This is a genomic window from Streptomyces sp. NBC_00252 (assembly GCF_036187565.1).
Taxonomy (GTDB): domain Bacteria; phylum Actinomycetota; class Actinomycetes; order Streptomycetales; family Streptomycetaceae; genus Streptomyces.
This window is the reverse complement of record NZ_CP108087.1, coordinates 7,736,954-7,753,894: the sequence shown is the minus strand read 5'-3', so window position 1 is coordinate 7,753,894 and position 16,941 is coordinate 7,736,954. Positions and strand designations below refer to the sequence as shown.

13 protein-coding genes and 1 pseudogene are annotated in these 16,941 nt (G+C 70.9%); 6 read left to right on the top strand and 8 right to left on the bottom strand.

The window, feature by feature from the left end; genetic code table 11:
• Positions 1–102 precede the first annotated feature (102 nt).
• Both OHT77_RS34460 and OHT77_RS34455 read right to left on the bottom strand, forming a co-directional pair.
• Positions 103–537: an NfeD family protein gene (locus OHT77_RS34460; protein ID WP_328832313.1), complete on the bottom strand. Its 435-nt coding sequence runs from the start codon at positions 535–537 to the stop codon at positions 103–105.
• A 76-nt stretch (positions 538–613) separates the two neighbouring features.
• Entirely contained in the window at positions 614–1,405 is a 792-nt protein-coding gene (locus OHT77_RS34455) for an ABC transporter ATP-binding protein (RefSeq protein WP_200690084.1), read from the bottom strand.
• Between the two features lie 132 nt (positions 1,406–1,537).
• Here OHT77_RS34455 and OHT77_RS34450 point away from each other — a divergent pair, with 132 nt between their 5' ends.
• Positions 1,538–2,326, top strand: a complete 789-nt coding sequence (locus tag OHT77_RS34450) for a hypothetical protein (RefSeq protein WP_328832312.1) — start codon at positions 1,538–1,540, stop codon at positions 2,324–2,326.
• Between the two features lie 378 nt (positions 2,327–2,704).
• Here the strand turns inward: OHT77_RS34450 and OHT77_RS34445 are convergent, their stop codons facing one another.
• From OHT77_RS34445 to OHT77_RS34430, 4 genes are all read right to left on the bottom strand, one after another.
• Positions 2,705–2,944, bottom strand: a complete 240-nt coding sequence (locus OHT77_RS34445; protein WP_266767278.1) for a chaplin family protein — start codon at positions 2,942–2,944, stop codon at positions 2,705–2,707.
• A 214-nt stretch (positions 2,945–3,158) separates the two neighbouring features.
• Entirely contained in the window at positions 3,159–3,398 is a 240-nt protein-coding gene (locus tag OHT77_RS34440) for a chaplin (RefSeq protein WP_266767279.1), read from the bottom strand.
• Positions 3,399–3,578: 180 nt separating this feature from the next.
• Complete coding sequence (locus OHT77_RS34435; RefSeq protein WP_266767280.1) at positions 3,579–4,220, bottom strand: response regulator; 642 nt, start codon at positions 4,218–4,220, stop codon at positions 3,579–3,581.
• Positions 4,213–5,358 carry a GAF domain-containing sensor histidine kinase gene (locus OHT77_RS34430; RefSeq protein WP_328832310.1) on the bottom strand — a complete coding sequence of 382 codons (1,146 nt, stop codon included), beginning with the start codon at positions 5,356–5,358 and terminating at the stop codon, positions 4,213–4,215. The genes OHT77_RS34435 and OHT77_RS34430 overlap by 8 nt, the downstream gene beginning before the upstream one ends.
• Before the next feature lie 185 nt (positions 5,359–5,543).
• On the opposite strand from OHT77_RS34430, the gene OHT77_RS34425 reads away from it, so the two are divergent.
• The 3 genes from OHT77_RS34425 to OHT77_RS34415 all read left to right on the top strand — a co-directional run bounded on the left by OHT77_RS34425 (position 5,544) and on the right by OHT77_RS34415 (position 8,375).
• A complete protein-coding gene (locus tag OHT77_RS34425) occupies positions 5,544–6,239 on the top strand; it encodes an SDR family NAD(P)-dependent oxidoreductase (RefSeq protein ID WP_328832309.1) in 696 nt (231 codons plus the stop codon).
• Complete coding sequence (locus OHT77_RS34420) at positions 6,236–7,321, top strand: S-adenosylmethionine:tRNA ribosyltransferase-isomerase (RefSeq protein ID WP_328832308.1); 1,086 nt, start codon at positions 6,236–6,238, stop codon at positions 7,319–7,321. The genes OHT77_RS34425 and OHT77_RS34420 overlap by 4 nt, the downstream gene beginning before the upstream one ends.
• Positions 7,322–7,619: 298 nt before the next feature.
• The gene (locus OHT77_RS34415) at positions 7,620–8,375 is read left to right on the top strand and encodes a transglycosylase SLT domain-containing protein (RefSeq protein WP_328832307.1); all 756 of its coding nucleotides are present in this window, start codon (positions 7,620–7,622) and stop codon (positions 8,373–8,375) included.
• A 105-nt stretch (positions 8,376–8,480) separates the two neighbouring features.
• On the opposite strand, the gene OHT77_RS34410 is transcribed toward OHT77_RS34415, so the two are convergent.
• Positions 8,481–11,000, bottom strand: a complete 2,520-nt coding sequence (locus OHT77_RS34410) for an ABC transporter ATP-binding protein/permease (protein ID WP_328832306.1) — start codon at positions 10,998–11,000, stop codon at positions 8,481–8,483.
• 240 nt (positions 11,001–11,240) lie between these two features.
• Between OHT77_RS34410 and OHT77_RS34405 the strand changes: the two are divergent.
• A pseudogene (locus tag OHT77_RS34405) lies at positions 11,241–12,818 on the top strand (streptophobe family protein); the annotation flags it as partial.
• 2,043 nt (positions 12,819–14,861) lie between these two features.
• On the top strand, positions 14,862–16,070 hold the full coding sequence (gene serB / locus OHT77_RS34400; RefSeq protein ID WP_328832305.1) for a phosphoserine phosphatase SerB: 1,209 nt from the start codon (positions 14,862–14,864) through the stop codon (positions 16,068–16,070).
• Between the two features lie 297 nt (positions 16,071–16,367).
• Here serB and OHT77_RS34395 read toward each other — a convergent pair whose 3' ends face one another.
• Positions 16,368–16,910 carry a SixA phosphatase family protein gene (locus OHT77_RS34395; protein ID WP_328832304.1) on the bottom strand — a complete coding sequence of 181 codons (543 nt, stop codon included), beginning with the start codon at positions 16,908–16,910 and terminating at the stop codon, positions 16,368–16,370.
• Between the last annotated feature and the right edge of the window lie 31 nt (positions 16,911–16,941).

The window sequence follows — 16,941 nt, the reverse complement described above, 5'->3', positions numbered from 1 at the left end:
TTGTTGAAGATCTTGCTGGTCGAGTCTGACAGACCGTCGAGCAACTCGTGTGCCGTTCGGTTCAGTTGAGTCCCGCGAGGTCATCCCTCGCGTCCTTCGAGGTCAGATGACGATCGCGGTGGCTCCCTCGATCTCCACGACGTCCACCTCCTGGCCCGGTTCGTAGGCGCGGTCGGTGTCGAGTGCGCGGGCCGACCAGATCTCTCCGGCGAGCTTGATCCGACCGCCGCCTGAGGCGTCGACACGCTCCAGGACGACAGCCTGCTTGCCCTTCAACGCGTCCACTCCTGTGGCGAGTTGGGGGCGCTGGGAGCGGTGCCGGTTCGCGATGGGCCGTACGACCGCGATGAGCGCGACCGAGACGACGGCGAAGACGAGGACCTGGACGACGAGGTCACCGCCGATCCCGGCGGTCCCCGCGGCGGCCACGGCGCCGACGGCGAGCATGCCGAACTCCGGCATCGCGGTCACCACGAGGGGAATCCCGAGTGCCACCGCGCCGACGAGCCACCACACCCAACCGCCGATGTCGTTCACATGGTCAATGGTAGGGCTGCGGGTGCCGTCACGGACAGGGCGCACATGTCCCTGCACCCGCTTCTTACAAGGGAGTTCAGGCCATGGGGAGACCGTGTGCGGTCCAGCGGTCGCCGACCTGCTCGACGATCAGCGGGAGGCCGAAGCACAACGACAGGTTGCGGGCGGTGAGTTCGAGCTCCAGCGGGCCGGCGGCGAGGACCTTGCCCTGACGGATCATCAGGACGTGGGTGAAGCCGGGGGCGATCTCCTCGACGTGGTGCGTGACCATGATCATGGAGGGGGCGATCGGGTCGCGGGCGAGGCGGCCGAGACGGCGTACGAGGTCCTCGCGGCCGCCGAGGTCGAGGCCGGCGGCGGGCTCGTCGAGGAGGAGCAGCTCGGGGTCGGTCATCAGGGCGCGGGCGATGAGGGTGCGCTTGCGCTCGCCCTCGGACAGGGTGCCGAAGCGGCGGTCGAGGTAGTCGCTCATGCCGAGGCGGTCGAGGAAGGCGCGGGCGCGCTGCTCGTCGACGTCCTCGTAGTCCTCGTTCCACCCGGCGGTCATGCCGTAGGCGGCGGTCAGGACGGTCTGGAGGACGGTCTGGCGCTTGGGGAGCTTCTCGGCCATGGCGATGCCGGCGACGCCGATGCGGGGGCGCAGTTCGAAGACGTCGACCTTGCCGAGGGTCTCGCCGAGGATGGTAGCGGTGCCGCTGCTGGGGAACAGGTAGCTGGACGCGACGTTCAGGAGCGTGGTCTTGCCGGCGCCGTTCGGGCCGAGGATGACCCAGCGCTCGCCCTCCTTGACCGACCAGGAGACCTGGTCCACCAGAGCCCGGCCCTCCCGGACCACGGTTACGTCCTCCAGCTCCAGAACATCGCTCATGAGCGCGCTGTCTCCCATTGCATCGTCGGCCTGTCTCGGCTGTCGCGTGCGCCGGTAGGCGCAGCCCTCGAAGAAATCTACGCCACCGGCCGGGCGGTCCATTCCATCGGTCCTGTCCTTAGGGTGGACGCCATGCTTTCGGAACCACGCTCAGGGCGCCTCGCCGCCTGGGGAAATGCCCTGTTGGCCGGACTTGTCTCGCCGGACGACGCCGTGCTCGCCATCGTGGGCGAGGACGCCGTGCACCGGGTGGAAGGGCTGCCGGGCGAGTCGGCGCCCGTCGGACTCACGCTCGCGCTGGGGCGGCTGCGCGCGCTCGGGGTGACCGGACTGCGCGTCGCGCTGCCCACCTCGGGACACCCGCTGGGGCTGAGCGGGCCGCCCGCGTTCAACGCGCGGGCCCTCGACGCGGAGGAGGCGGTGGTCTGCTACGGCGCCGCGCTCGGCCTCGTTCCCGAGGTCTACGAGGCCGGTCCCGCCGGTGACGTCCATGTCGAGGTCGTGTGGCACTGCCTGCCGGTGCGGGAGGCGCCGCCGGCCGATGTGCCGTCGCTCGGGGAGGCGGAGCGGGAGCTGGCGGAGGCGCTGCGGGATGCGACGGAGGTGTTGTCGCGGCTCGATGTCGCCGGGTCGGGGCCGGTGGCGGAGGCGGCGGTCGACGCGTACCGCGCGCGGGCGGAGCGGGGGCGGGAGGTGTTGGCGCCGGGGTATCCGCCGCGGGCGGTGCGGGTGCTTGAGCTGGCGCAGCGGGTGGGGTTGCTGGTGTCCGTGGCGTACGAGAACGGGCCCGGGGGTGCGGTGAGTGCGTCCGAGATGATGGCTCGGGCGGAGGCGTTGCGGCCGGTGGAGCGGACGGCTCGGCGGGCGCAGGTCGCGGCGTACAACTCCGTTGTGGAGGAGCGGGAGAAGGGGGTGCGGTGAATGTTCCGCTGCCTTGGTTGCCCGGTGTTGGGGTGGGCGTCCTCTGGGGGCTGCGCCCCCAGGCCCCCGCTTCGGCCCTGAAGGGGCCTCGTCCTCAAACGCCGGACGGGCTGAGTTGTACCGGCCTGGGTTGAGAGGTGGCGGGCGGGCTGATCACTGCGGGCCTGGGTTGAGAGATTGCCGGACGGGCTGGATTTTGCCGGCCTGCGTTGAGAGGTTGCCGGACGGGCTGGATTCTGTCGCCCGCGTTGAGGGGTACCGGGCGGGCTGATCAATGCCGGGCTGGGTTGAGAGGTTGCCGGAGGCCCCTCGGATCTCATGCAAAAGGGCCCCGCGAGTCGTCGTTGACTCGTGGGGCCCCTTTTTTGTGCTGTGGCGTCAGCCGTTGATGCCCTTGTTGCCGAACGCGGGGTTCAGCAGGCCGATGACGTTGACGCTGTCGCCGACGACGTTGACCGGGACGTGGACGGGCACCTGGACGGCGTTGCCCGAACCGACACCCGGGGACTTCACGGCCGCGCCGTCGGCACCGGCGTCGGCGAAAGCGGCACCGGCGGAGGCGCCGGCGGCGATACCGGCGACGGTGAGGGCCACAGCGGCCTTCTTGGCGATGTTCATGAGAAGCGTTCCTCCTGCGATTGCGTGACCGACCCGGCCGCGGGTCGTGCGCTGATCAACGCGGGGGGAGGCGGAAACGGCACGCGGATGCGCGTGTGACTGCCCGTTCGGATCATTGGCGCGACAAGCCGACCAGGTGACCAGGTGACGAGCAGACCGGCCGCCCAGGGAGTGCCCTGGACGGCCGGAGGTCACTGTCGCGTGGCGACGTGTGTCAGCGGTTGACGCCGAGGTCACCGAAGGCGGGGTTCAGGACGCCGATGACGTTCACGCTGTTGCCGACCGCGTTCACCGGGATGTGCACCGGGACCTGGACGACGTTGCCCGAGCCGACGCCGGGGGAACCGGCGGCCTGGCCGTCGGCCAGGCCGTTGGCGGAGGCCAGTCCGGCACCGGCGGCGACAAGCCCGCCGGCCACCATCGTCACGGCCGCTGCCTTCTTCAGGTTCTTCACTTCTGAGCCCTCCTAGCGATGACCGCGGCAGGCGCCGCGGCACGCACTGGAGAACGGCGGAGATCCACGAAGGATGCGCCATTCGGGGGACATTCCCACGACGGTATGAATCTCAGCCCGGAAGGGGACGCTCCGTGTTGCCGACGCAGCTCTCCGACCTCGCCGGATCGCTCTGTGCGGTCACCGCGTCAGACCGTGGCGTACAGCGAACAGGGCGGCCTGGGTGCGGTCCGCCAGGTCGAGCTTCATCAGGATGTTCGAGACGTGGGTCTTGACCGTCTTCTCGGAGAGCACCAGGGCGCGGGCTATCTCGCGGTTGGAGCGGCCGTCGGCGATCAGGCCGAGCACCTCGCGCTCCCGCTCCGTGAGCGAACCGCCTCTCCCCTGCCCCGAGTTGGACTCCTCCTGGGACAACAGGACGCCGGCGACCTCGGGTTGGAGCAGGATGTGGCCCGCGTGCACGGAACGGATGGCGCCGGCCAGGGCGTCCGGGTCCACGTCCTTGTAGACGTAACCGGCGGCGCCCGCGCGCAGGGCCGGGATCACCGTGCGCTGTTCGGTGAAGCTGGTGACGATCAACACGCGCGCGGGGAGGTCGAGTTCGCGGAGTCTGCGCAGGGCGTCGATGCCGTCCATGCCCGGCATCTTGACGTCCATGAGGACGACGTCGGGCTTCAACTCCTCGGTGCGGGCGACTCCTTCGGCGCCGTCGGCCGCCTCGCCGACGACCTCGATGTCGTCCTGCACCTCCAGGAAGGTGCGCAGGCCCCGGCGGACGACCTGGTGGTCGTCGACGATGAGGACCTTGATCGGATCAGCCACCGGGGACCTCCATCTCGATCGTGGTGCCCTTTCCGGGCGCCGATTCCACGGTCAGTGTGCCGCCGACGCCGTTGGTGCGGTCCCGCATGGAGACCAGGCCGAGGTGGCGTCCCGCGCGGCGGATCGACTGGGGTTCGAAGCCGCTGCCGTCGTCGGTGATCCGGAGGACCGCTCCGCAGCCACGCCGTGCCAGGGTCACGCCGACGTGCTCCGCGCCGGAGTGGCGCAGCGCGTTGTGCAGGGCCTCCTGGGCGACGCGGAGCATGGCCTCCTCCTGGGCCGCGGGCAGCGCGCGGAAGCCGCGGCCGGTGAAGGTGACGCGCGCGGTGTGGGCGCGGTCGAGGACCTGGATCTGGGTGCGCAGGGTGGCGATCAGTCCGTCCTCGTCCAGCGCGGCGGGGCGCAACTCGACGACTGCTGCCCGGAGTTCGTCGGCGGCCTCGGCGGCGAGCGCGGCCACCTGCTGGAGTTCGCCCTTGGCGCGGGAGGGGTCGCGGTCCACGAGGGTGGCGGCGGCCTGTGCGGTGAGGCGGAGGGAGAAGAGCTTCTGGGCCACCGCGTCGTGCAACTCGTGGGCCAGGCGGGAGCGTTCCTCCGCGATGGTCAGCTCGCGGCTGCGCTCGTAGAGGCGGGCGTTGGTGAGGGCGATGGCCGCGTGCTGGGCGAGGATGGAGAGCAACTCCTCGTCCTCCTCGGTGAAGCCGCAACTGCCGTCCTTCTTGGGGCAGTTCTTGTTCGCGAGGAACAGGGCGCCGATGACCTCGTCGTCGTCGCGGATGGGCAGGCCCAGGAAGTCGGACATGTCGGGGTGGGCCGAGGGCCAGCCCTCGAAGCGGGGGTCCTTGCGGACGTCTGCCAGGCGCTCGGCCTTCGCCTCGTGCAGCATCGCGGCGAGGATGCCGTGCTGGCGCGGGAGCGGGCCGATGGCCTTCCACTGGGCGTCGCTGACGCCGTCGACCACGAACTGGGCGAAGCCGCCGTGGTCGTCGGGGACGCCGAGGGCGGCGTACTCCGCGTCGAGCAGCTCGCGGGCCGAGGCGACGATCGTCTTGAGGACGTCGCGCACCTCGAGGTGCCTGCTCATGGCCAGCAGCGCGGAACTCACCGCCGCGAGGCCGGACCGTGGACCTTGACTCATGTCCTCACGGTACCGGCGGGGTGTGACAGTGCGGATCGGGCTGGTGACGCCCGTCTTCTGGTCCGGTGGGCCTAGGCCGAAGGGCCCCCGTGGATGCGGCCCGGGGCTGACGCGGCGGGGGCGGTCCCGTTCCTACGTTGGGAGCACGCCGATGGCGGCGTAGTGGACGAGGGGACGTGTGTGTCATGTCGGTAGCGATCATCACGGGGGCGTCCAAGGGACTGGGCCGGGCTCTCGCCGAGGCCCTGGCGGCGCGCGGCTGGGATCTGGTGCTGGACGCCAGGACCGAGGGGGTGCTGACGGAGGCCGCGGTGGCGGTCGCCGCGTACGGCACGCGCGTGGAGGCCGTGCCCGGGGATGTCACGGACGCCGTGCACCGGGCGGAGCTGGTGGCGGCGGCGGGGAAGCTGGGCGGTGTCGACCTCCTGGTGAGCAACGCGAGCGCGCTGGGCGCCGAGCCGCTCGTACGGCTCGAGGAGCTGACCCTGGACGGGCTGCGGCGGGCGCTGGAGGTGAACGTGGTGGCCGCGCTGGGGCTGGTCCAGGAGGCGCTGCCGCTGCTGCGGGCCTCGGGGGCGGGCGCGGTGATCGCGGTCAGCTCGGACGCGGCGGCCGAAGCGTACGAGACGTGGGGCGGTTACGGGGCGTCCAAGGCGGCCCTGGACCATCTCGCGGCCGTGCTCGCCGCTGAGGAGCCCGGGCTGCGGGTGTGGGCGGTGGATCCCGGGGACATGGGCACGGACCTGTACGCGGCGGCCGTACCGGACGACGGTGATCCGCGGCCGGAGCCCTCGGCCGTGGTGCCGGGCTTCCTGCGGTTGCTGGACGAGCGACCGGCGAGCGGCCGCTACGGCGCGCCGGCCCTGCTGGAGGAGCGATGACCGTGGCCGTGCGGGTCCCGGAGGAGCTGTCCGCGCGCGTGCCGGCGGAGCAGCGCGGGCCCGGGCTCGACCGGGACGCCGTACGACTGCTGGTGTCGCGGGGTACCGAGGTGTCGCATCACGTGTTCGCGGAGCTGCCGCGGCTGCTGCGGGCCGGGGATCTGCTGGTCGTGAACACGTCGCCGACGCTCGCCGCGGCGGTGGACGGGTGGATCGGGCACACGCGCGTGGTGGTGCATTTCTCGACGCGCGGCGATGACGGGCGGTGGGCGGTCGAGCTGCGGGAGCCGGACGGGAAGGGCACCACACGCGCGCGTGCGGGCGGCCCGGAGGGGACGGAGGTGCGGCTGCCCGAGGGTGTGCGGCTGGTCCTGGAGGAGCCGCTGAGCGGGCGGGGCGAGCGGTTGTGGTGGGCGGGGGTGTCCGGTGCGGAGGTGCCCGCGCTGCTGCGGGAGCACGGGCGGCCCATCCGTTACTCCTATACGGAGCGGGATCAGCCCTTGGACGTCTATCAGACGGTGTTCTCCTTGCCTGCCGAGGACGGGACAGGCAGTGCGGAGATGCCGAGTGCGGCTCGGCCGTTCACCGCGCGGCTGGTGGCGGAGGCGGTGAGCCGGGGAGTGCAGTTCGCGCCGATCACGCTGCACACCGGGGTGGCGTCGGCGGAGGCGCACGAGCCGCCGTACCCGGAGCGGTTCGCGGTGCCGGAGGCGTCGGCCCGGCTGATCAACGCGGTCAGGGCCGGGGACGGGCGGGTGATCGCGATCGGAACGACGGCGGTGCGGGCGGTGGAGTCGGCCACCGAGGATGACGGGGTCGTACGCGCGCGTGCGGGCTGGACGGACCTCGTGGTGACCCCGGAGCGGGGCGTGCGGGTGGTGGACGGGCTGCTGACGGGGCTGCACGAGCCGGAGGCCTCGCATCTGCTGATGCTGGAGGCGGTCGCGGGGCGGGCCGCCGTAGGCCGGAGTTATGAGGAGGCGTTGCGCGGGCTCTACCTGTGGCACGAGTTCGGGGACGTGCACCTCATCCTCCCGGAGGAGGACCCTCACGCGGTGCGTTGCTCACGCAACTCCGGGTGAGGATGAGGAGGGGGCGATGTGAGCCCGCACATAGGGCGCAGATCACGTACTAGCGGACATAGGAGATATAGGCGCACCGCTTGAGCGGGACAGACGGTCCTGTCTGTCCCGTTTTGCCCTTCCCTGCTCCACTATCCGGGATCGTACGTCACACCTTTGCCACAGGTTTTTGCGGCCGCTAAGAATTGCAGCCGTCGCTCAGCGCCGCGGATCTCCTCCGCGGCGTTTGTGCCGGAAGCACCCGCGTCCCCGCCGGACGGTGAGCGACCTCCGCGCAATTCGAAGAGGTCCATCCGCCATGCCCAAGAACCTGAACACTCCTGGTCATAGTCGCCTGACCAAGCTGACCAAGCAGCACAAGATCGCGCTCGCCGGTGTCGCCACGCTCGGCGCCGCGGCCCTCGCGTTCTCCGCGGTGCCCAGCGGCGCGGGGACGACCACGAGCGACGCCGCCCCCACGGCGAAGATCGCGTACAAGTCGGAGCCCATCAAGGGCGTCAAGGCCAGCGTCACCGACCAGCTCGCCGGCGCGAGCGTGAAGACCGAGGCGATCCAGGCGAAGGCCGACGCCAAGGCGAAGGCCGCGAAGGCCAAGGCGGACGCCGCCGCGAAGAAGAAGGCCGCCGCCGAAGCCGCCGCCAAGAAGAAGGCGGAGGCCGCGCGCAAGGCCAAGAAGGCCGCGAGCCGCTCCACCGAGCGCGTCAGGATCCAGCCCGTCGCCGCGAAGACCTACGCCAACAACCTCAACGGCTGGATCGACCAGGCGCTGTCCATCATGAGGCAGAAGGGCATCCCGGGGTCGTACAACGGCCTGTACAAGAACATCATGCGGGAGTCCTCGGGCAACCCCAGCGCGATCAACGGCTGGGACGTCAACGCGGTCAACGGCACCCCGTCGATCGGCCTGCTCCAGGTGATCCAGCCGACGTTCAACGCGTACCACGTCTCCGGTACCTCGACGAACATCTACGACCCGGTCGCCAACATCACCGCCGCCGCCAACTACGCGGCCGACCGGTACGGCTCGATCGACAACGTCAACAGCGCGTACTGAGGCCTCCGGCGGACCTCTGGGTCTCGGTATCGACGCCGAAGGGCGGCACCCCCACCAGGGGCGCCGCCCTTCGGCGTCGTCATGCACGACCTGCTTGCGCGAGAACTACTTCCGCATGACCTCGGGCTCGTGGCGGCGCAGGAAGCGGGCCACGAAGAAGCCGCAGATCACGCCGAGGGCGATCAGGGCGGCCATGTCCATGCCCCAGGCGCCGACGGTGTGCTCCCACAGCGGGTCGGTGCTGTCGCCCGGTTTCGGCGGGCTGATCTTGTTGAAGTCGAGCGTGGCGCCCGCGGCGCCGACCGCCCAGCGCGAGGGCATCAGGTACGAGAACTGGTTGACGCCGATCGAGCCGTTCAGCGTGAACAGGCAGCCGGTGAACACGACCTGGATGATCGCGAACATGACCAGCAGCGGCATGGTCTTCTCGGCCGTCTTCACCAGCGAGGAGATGATCAGGCCGAACATCATCGCGGTGAAGCCGAGACCCATGATCGGGATGCAGAGCTCGAACATGGTCTGGCTGCCGAGCACCAGGCCCTGCTTCGGGATCTCCCGGCTGGCGAAGCCGATGACGCCGACCATCAGACCCTGCAGCGCGGTGATCACACCGAGCACGAACACCTTGGACATCAGATACGCGGAACGGGACAGGCCGGTGGCGCGCTCCCGTTCGTAGATGACCCGTTCCTTGATCAGCTCACGGACGGAGTTGGCCGCGCCCGCGAAGCAGGCGCCGACCGCGAGGATCAACAGGACCGTGGTGGCCGTGCCGTTCGGGATGATGCTGCCGTTCGCCCGAGCCGGGTTGGGCAGCAGACTGTTGCCCGAGTCGATGAGCAGGCTCACCGCGCCCAGCACGCCCGGCAGGATCACCATCAGGGCCAGGAAGCCCTTGTCGGAGGCGATCACCGCGACATAGCGGCGCACCAGCGTGACGAACTGCGACATCCAGCCCTGCGGCTTGGGCGGCTTCATCGCCTGCATCGGCGGCATCTGTACGGACTGCGGTGCTATCGCGTCGATGTCCGCGGCGTACATCTGGTAGTGCTGCGAGCCCTTCCAGCGGCCGGCCCAGTCGTAGTCGCGGTAGTTCTCGAAGGCGGAGAAGACGTCGGCCCAGGTGTCGTAGCCGAAGAAGTTCAGCGCCTCCTCCGGCGGCCCGAAGTAGGCGACGGAACCGCCCGGGGCCATCACCAGCAGCTTGTCGCAGATCGCCAGTTCGGCCACGGAGTGGGTGACGACGAGGACCGTGCGGCCGTCGTCGGCGAGGCCGCGCAGCAGCTGCATGACATCGCGGTCCATGCCCGGGTCGAGGCCCGAGGTGGGCTCGTCCAGGAAGATCAGCGAGGGCTTGGTGAGGAGCTCCAGGGCCACCGAGACGCGCTTGCGCTGGCCGCCGGAGAGAGAGGTGATCTTCTTCTCTTTGTGGATGTCGAGCTTCAGCTCGCGCAGCACCTCGTCGATACGGGCCTCGCGCTCGGTGCCGGTGGTGTCGGCGGGGAAGCGCAGCTTGGCCGCGTACTTGAGGGCCTTCTTGACGGTCAGTTCCTTGTGCAGGATGTCGTCCTGCGGGACCAGACCGATGCGCTGGCGCAGCTCGGCGAACTGCTTGTACAGGTTGCGGTTGTCGTAGAGGACGTCGCCCTGGTTGGCGGGCCGGTAGCCGGTGAGCGCCTTGAGCAGGGTCGACTTGCCGGAGCCCGACGGGCCGATGACCGCGATCAGCGACTTCTCCGGTACGCCGAAGGAGACGTCCTTGAGGATCTGCTTGCCGCCGTCGACCGTCACCGTCAAGTGCCGTGCAGAGAAGGAGACTTCACCGGTGTCGACGAACTCTTCCAGCCGGTCCCCGACCAGCCGGAACGTGGAGTGGCCGACGCCGACGATGTCGTTGGGGCCCAGCAGCGCCGAGCCGCCCTTGGTGATCGGCTGGCCGTTGACGTACGTGCCGTTGTGCGAGCCCAGGTCGCGGATCTCGAAGCGGCCGTCGGGCGTCGCGTGGAACTCGGCGTGGTGGCGCGAGACCTGGAGGTCCGAGACCACCAGCTCGTTCTCCAGCGCACGGCCGATCCGCATCACGCGGCCCAGCGAGAACTGGTGGAACGTGGTCGGGCTGCGGTCGCCGTAGACCGACGGCGCCCCCGCGCCGGCGCCGGATCCCTGCTGCGGCGGAATGTTCGCGGCGGCCGCCGGCGCCTGATAACGCTGCTGCTCAGGCGTCTGCGCCGGGGCCTGCTGCGGCGGCGCCTGCTGCGCCCAGCCGGGGCCCGCCCCCTGTGCGGCGTACGGCTGTTGCTGCGGCTGCGCCTGCGGGGTCGCGACGGCCGCCGCGGCACCGGACAGGTTCAGCCGCGGGCCGTCGGTCGCGTTGCCCAGGTACACGGACGTGCCGGGGCCGATCTCCATCTGATGGATGCGCTGGCCCTGCACGAACGTGCCGTTGGTGCTGCCGTGGTCGTCGATGACCCAACTCCGGCCGCCCCAGCTGATCGTGGCGTGCCGCCAGGAGACCCTGGCGTCGTCGACCACGACGTCCCCCTGCGGATCACGTCCGAGGGTGTAGGACCGGGACGCGTCGAGCGTCCAGGTCCGTCCATTCAATTCCAGTACGAGTTCCGGCACTCCATGCCCCACTGAGTAGTCCCCCGAGTTACCCCCATCACAGGGAGTCTAGGGATGGCGAACATCGTCGGGAACTATTTCAGGCTGCACCCCCTGACCGAAAGTCGGGCCTTGTGAAGACCACGTCGGTACGCCTTCGCCGGTTCCGTTGACGGGGTTGAAACCGACCCGGAGAGTGGTAATCCACGCGAGGGGGACATGTGCGGTGTCCGCACCGCGCCGCGGATCGGGGGGTCTGCCATGAGCTCAGCGACAAGTGTCGGGACGGCGCACCACGACACGAGGGTGCCCTGGACCGACGTCCTGCTCTCCGCGATCGCGGCGGTGAGCTGGGCCCTGATAGGCATGGCGGGCACGGCGGCACTCGGCCTGCACCTGCTGGGCGCCGACGCGACGGGCTCGCTCGGCCCGATGACCGCGGCGGTGGTGGCCCTCGGCGCGGGCGGCTCGGTCACCCCGACCGGCGACGTGTCGGCTTTCGGCCTGACCGGCGCACAGGCCAACACGGCCGTCACGATCACGCCGTTGGGCGTGAGCCTGGTGGGCGCCCTCCTGCTGTCGTACTTCTTCCTACGGTCCTTGCGGGCGGCCGGAGTTGTGATCGCACCGGCCGAACTCCTCGCGCGCGCGGGCTCGGTGATCGCGCTCTTCGTGGCGATGCTGGGCGGGCTGGCGTGGGCGGGCCACGACGTCATCACGATCGACGGAAGCAAGCTGGGCCTCGACAAGCTGACGGGCGGCGGCAGCGGGGGCGGCGGGGTGAACATCCCCGGCCTCGGCGACATCGGTGACATCGGCGGCCTGCTCCCGGACAAGGTCGGCGACCTGGTCAAGGCGAAGGCGGCGGTCGGCTTCACGGTGGACACGGCACCGACGCTGCTGGGTGGCCTGGCCTGGTCGGCCGGCATCCTGCTGATCGCCCTGCTGGCCTCACGCCGTACGCCCCTGCCCCGCGGTTGGGAGGCGGTCCACCGTGTCGTACGCCCGGCCGCGTCCGCCCTTGTCACGGTGCTGCTGGTCGCGGTGGCGGCGGGGCTCGCGGCGGCGGCGTACGCGGCGATCGGCGACGACCACCCGAAACGCATCGCGGGCGCGGCGCTCCTCGGCGCCCCGAACGGCGTCTGGCTCGGCATCCCCCTCGGCCTCTTCGTCCCCTGGGACGGCGAGGCGACGGGCGAACTCTCCAAACTCCTCCCCCATCCCTTGGACCACCTCCTCAGCGCGAAGTCGAACCAGCCGGTGACGGTGGGCCGGCTGGCCGAACTGGACGGGCGGGTCTGGCTGTTGGCGGTAGCGGCGGCGCTGATGATGCTGCTGGCGGGGGTGTTGGCTGCGGCGCGAACGCCTGTGGGAGTGAGGGGTGTTGGGGGATCAGCGGGCTCAACCGGTGCGGGTGTGCCGGGTGTTGCCAGGGGTCTCGGCGATGCCAGTGGTGCGAGCGCGCCGGGTGCTGTCGGGGGTCTCGGCGATGCCCGTGGTACGAGTGCGCCGGGTGTTGTCGGGGGTCGCGGTGATGCCAGTGGTTCGGGTGGTCGCAATGGCCGGGAAAGCGCTCTTGGGTTTGCCGGGCGGTGTGCCCTGCGGCTGGGGGTTGTCACCGCGCTGACGCTGCCGTTGCTGGCGTGGCTCACGGATGTGTCGGTGGACGCGTCGCTGTCGGTGCTGGGGTTCGACGCGTTCGGCGCGGGGATCGAGTTGCACGGGCATCTGGGCATGGCGTTGGTGCTGGGGGCTGTGTGGGGTGCGGGGGCGGGGGGTGTCGGGGGTCTGCTCGCGTATGCGACCGGGGCGGCGGGATGGCGGGCGTCGCGGCTGGCACGGGGGGACTTGGGGACGGGGAGTGGGACTGGGACTGGGGTGGGGGAAGGGGTCGTGGTTGGAGTTGGGGTGGGGTCGGGGGTGGGGTCCGGGTCTGGAGCGGGGTCGGATGGGTGGAGGCCGGGTTCCGGGGTGGGGTCGGGGTCTGGAGCGGGGTCGGATGGCTGGGGGCCGGGGTATCCGGAGCGGTCGCAGCCTGTGGGGAGTGCCGGGCATGGAGGGGGCGCCGGGCCTGCGAGGGGGCCGGGGTCCGCAAAGGGGTCGGGGACTGCTGGGGACTCGGGGCCTTATGTGCCGAGCGAGCCGTACCGTGCGCCTAATCCCGCGACCAATCCGTATCTCCAAGTACCTGATGAACTACGGCAACCGGAGGACCGGAGGCCGTCCGGGGGCGCGTGGCCAGATGGGAAGCAGTCGGGGCGCGGGGGCGGGGCGGGGCCTCGGGGGTCCGGGGCTGGTGGTTCGGGGGCGGGCGGGGAGTGGGGTGGCGGGGGTGGGCCTGGCGGTGCGGGGGGTGGTGGTGCGGGGTCTGGTGATGCGGGAGCCGGTGGTTCGGGGCCTCGTGGTGGAGGGACCGGTGGTGCAGGCCCTGGCAGTGGAGGGCCCCGTGGGGTCGGGCCCGGTGGTGGAGCACCCGGTGGTGCAGGCCCTGGCGGTGGAGGGCCCCGTGGTGGAGCGCCGGGCGGGGGCGGACCTGGTGGTGGGGATCGGCCCCGTGGGGCAGCTTGGCCGCCGGGGGCCGGATCGCCTACGGAGGTCGTGTGGCCGCCGAGTGCGGGGTCACCGCAGGACGGGGGTCGGCCGCCTGGCGGAGGTGCGCGGGGTGACGGTGCCGGGCAGCCTCCGGGTGACGTAGGACCGAGTGGTGGGGCTCGGTCTCGCGGGCCGGCGTGGCCACGGGATGCGGGTTCACCGCAGGAGGGCGCGTGGCCGCCGGGCGAGGGGACACCGCAGCAAGGTGGTCGGCCACCCCTTGGAGGGGCAGCGCCTGCCGGTCGGCCTCAGCCGCCGGGCAGCGCAGGGCAGTTCGGGGCTGGTGGGGCACCCGGAGCGGTGGGGCCCGGTGGGGTCGGGCCGTACGCCGGGAGTACGCGGCCGCCCGGGGTCGTACCGCCTGACGACGGGACTCAGCGCAACGACGACCCGCAGGTACCCGATATCCCGCCGCCCGTCGACCTTTACGGCGCCCCGACCATGGCCCAGTCCTACGAGCCGCCGGATCGGTCGCGTCGGCGTCGGCCGGGGGCACGTTCGCGGGACTGGCAGGGGGATGACCCGGATGAGGGGCAGCAACCTCCGCCTCCTCCGCCGACGACACCGCCACCGCCCCCTCCGGGGAGGCCTAAGGGGCGTCGGTGACTCGGCTTGGTGCCGGGTGAGAGGTGGGGGACGTCTGTCAGGGGGTGGGTGGCGTCAGTCAGGGGGTGGGTCGGTGCATTCCCATGGCCCGGCGAGCCAGCTCGTGCAGGGACCAACGGTCCAGTGCCCTGGTGTCGGGTGGCTCACGGGCTGGCGGCTCGGCGGCTCGGCGGCTCAGTGCCCAGGCGGCTCGACACACGGCGCCCCACTCGCCCAGCACCCGACCACTCAGCATCCGAGCACCCAACACACCGCGCCCCACTCGCCGAACCGCCCAACACATCCCACTCACTCACCCACTCGCCGAACCGCCCAACACATCCCACTCACTCACCCACTCACCCACTCACCCACTCACCCACTCACCCACTCAGGCGTACCCACCCATCCCGCGCCGCCCCAACCCCCCTCACCAGTCCCCCTCCCTACGACAACAGGTCAACTCCTGATCAACCACGCGCCCCAAAACGATCACCACACCCCACCTCCTGACCACTCCTCAGCCACCTCACGATCACCCCCCGCCCGCTCCTGACCAGCACCCACCCCACTCCTGACCACTCCCCGCCCCCTTCGTGATCGCCCCGTAAGGTTCGCGCCACCGATCCGACACCCACTGTTCCGTGTCCGCTAGGCGGACCTCTGCCGCATAAGGCACTGCGTGCCGGATACGGTGGGTACACCATGAGCGCTTCGCAGACCTCTGACGTCCCCACTCTCCTCGTCAAGATCTTCGGCAAGGACAGGCCGGGCATCACCGCCGGACTCTTCGACACCCTCGCCGCCTACTCCGTCGACGTGGTCGACATCGAGCAGGTCGTCACCCGTGGCCGGATGGTGCTGTGCGCACTCGTGACCCCGCCCCCCGCCGGGCTCGAAGGGGATCTCCGGGCCACCGTGCACAGCTGGGCCGAGTCGATGAAGATGCAGGCGGAGATCATCTCCGGCCTCGGCGACAACCGCCCCCGCGGGCTGGGCCGTTCGCTGGTGACGGTGCTGGGCCACCCCCTCACCGCGGAGTCCACCGCCGCGATCGCCGCCCGCATCACCCGCGCCGGCGGCAACATCGACCGCATCTTCCGGCTCGCCAAGTACCCAGTCACAGCAGTCGAGTTCGCGGTGTCCGGTGTGGAGACCGAACCCCTGCGCACCGCCCTCGTCACCGACGCGGCAACCTTCGGCGTCGACATCGCCGTCGTCGCGGCGGGCCTGCACCGGCGGGCCCAGCGCCTGGTCGTCATGGACGTCGACTCCACGCTCATCCAGGACGAGGTCATCGAACTCTTCGCCGCGCACGCCGGCTGCGAGGACGAGGTCGCCGAGGTCACCGCCGCAGCGATGCGCGGGGAACTGGACTTCGAGCAGTCCCTGCACGCCCGCGTGGCACTGCTGAAGGGGCTCGACGCGTCGGTCGTCGACAAGGTCCGCAGCGAGGTGCGCCTCACGCCCGGCGCCCGCACCCTGATCCGTACGCTCAAGCGTCTCGGCTACCAAGTCGGCGTCGTCTCAGGCGGGTTCACCCAGGTCACCGACGACCTCAAGGACCGGCTCGGGCTCGACTTCGCCCAGGCGAACACGCTGGAGATCATCGACGGACGGCTCACCGGCAAGGTCACCGGCGAGATCGTCGACCGCGCGGGCAAGGCCCGGCTCCTGCGCCGCTTCGCCGCCGAGGCGGGCGTACCGCTCGCGCAGACCGTGGCCATCGGCGACGGCGCCAACGACCTGGACATGCTCAACGCGGCCGGCCTCGGTGTCGCCTTCAACGCCAAGCCGGTCGTACGGGAAGCCGCGCACACCGCGGTGAACGTGCCGTTCCTCGACACCGTGCTCTACCTGCTGGGCGTCACCCGCGAAGAGGTCGAAGCCGCGGACACCCACGACGAGGACTGACCCCGGCCCGGGAGACGCCCCGAACCCGACACGGGCCGAGGACGAATAACCGAGGACTCGAGGACCGATCACAGCCTCACACCACGTTCAGGGGCCCGGCACCACACGGTGCCGGGCCCCTTGTCATGCCGGTCTGCACGGCCTGCCCGGTCTGCAGGGCCTGCCCGGTCTGCAGGGCCTGCCCGGCCTGCCTGGTCTGCACGGCCTTGCCCAGCCGATCCAACCGCTGCCCTGCCTGCCCTACCTGCGCAGCCCAGCCCTACTCAGCCCTGACCAGCCCAGCCCAGCCCGCTCCGCCTACTCCGACGGCGCCCAGTAGTCATCCAGCGCAGCCACACCCGGCTCCAACGCCTTCCACGAACCGGTGAAGGACAGCACCGCAAAACCGGCGGTCGCGAACCCTCGACGCGTCAACCGCTCCCGAGCCTCACCGCTACCCGCGCCCGCGCCCGCTCCCCCACCCGCTCCGGGAAGGATCTCCGCCAACCCCTGCACACTCGGGTTGTGGCCGACGAGGATCACGTTCCGCGCGTCGTCCGGCGTCTCGTTCAGCACCGCGATCAGCTCGCCGGGAGAGGCTTCGTAGAGCCGCTCCTCGTAGACGGTTTTCGGCCGGTGCGCGAGCTCGTGGACGGCGAGCTTCCAGGTCTCCCGGGTCCGGACCGCCGTGGAGCAGAGGGCCAGGTCGAAGGGGATGCCGGTGTCGGCCAGCCTGCTTCCGGCGGTGGCCGCGTCCAGGCGGCCCCGCTCAGCGAGCGGCCGCTCGTGATCGGTCACCTGGGGCCAGTCGGCTTTCGCATGCCGGAAGAGGACGATCCTGCGGGGTTCTGCGACGCTCATGGGATCCAGCTTCGCATGAAACAGGCCATGG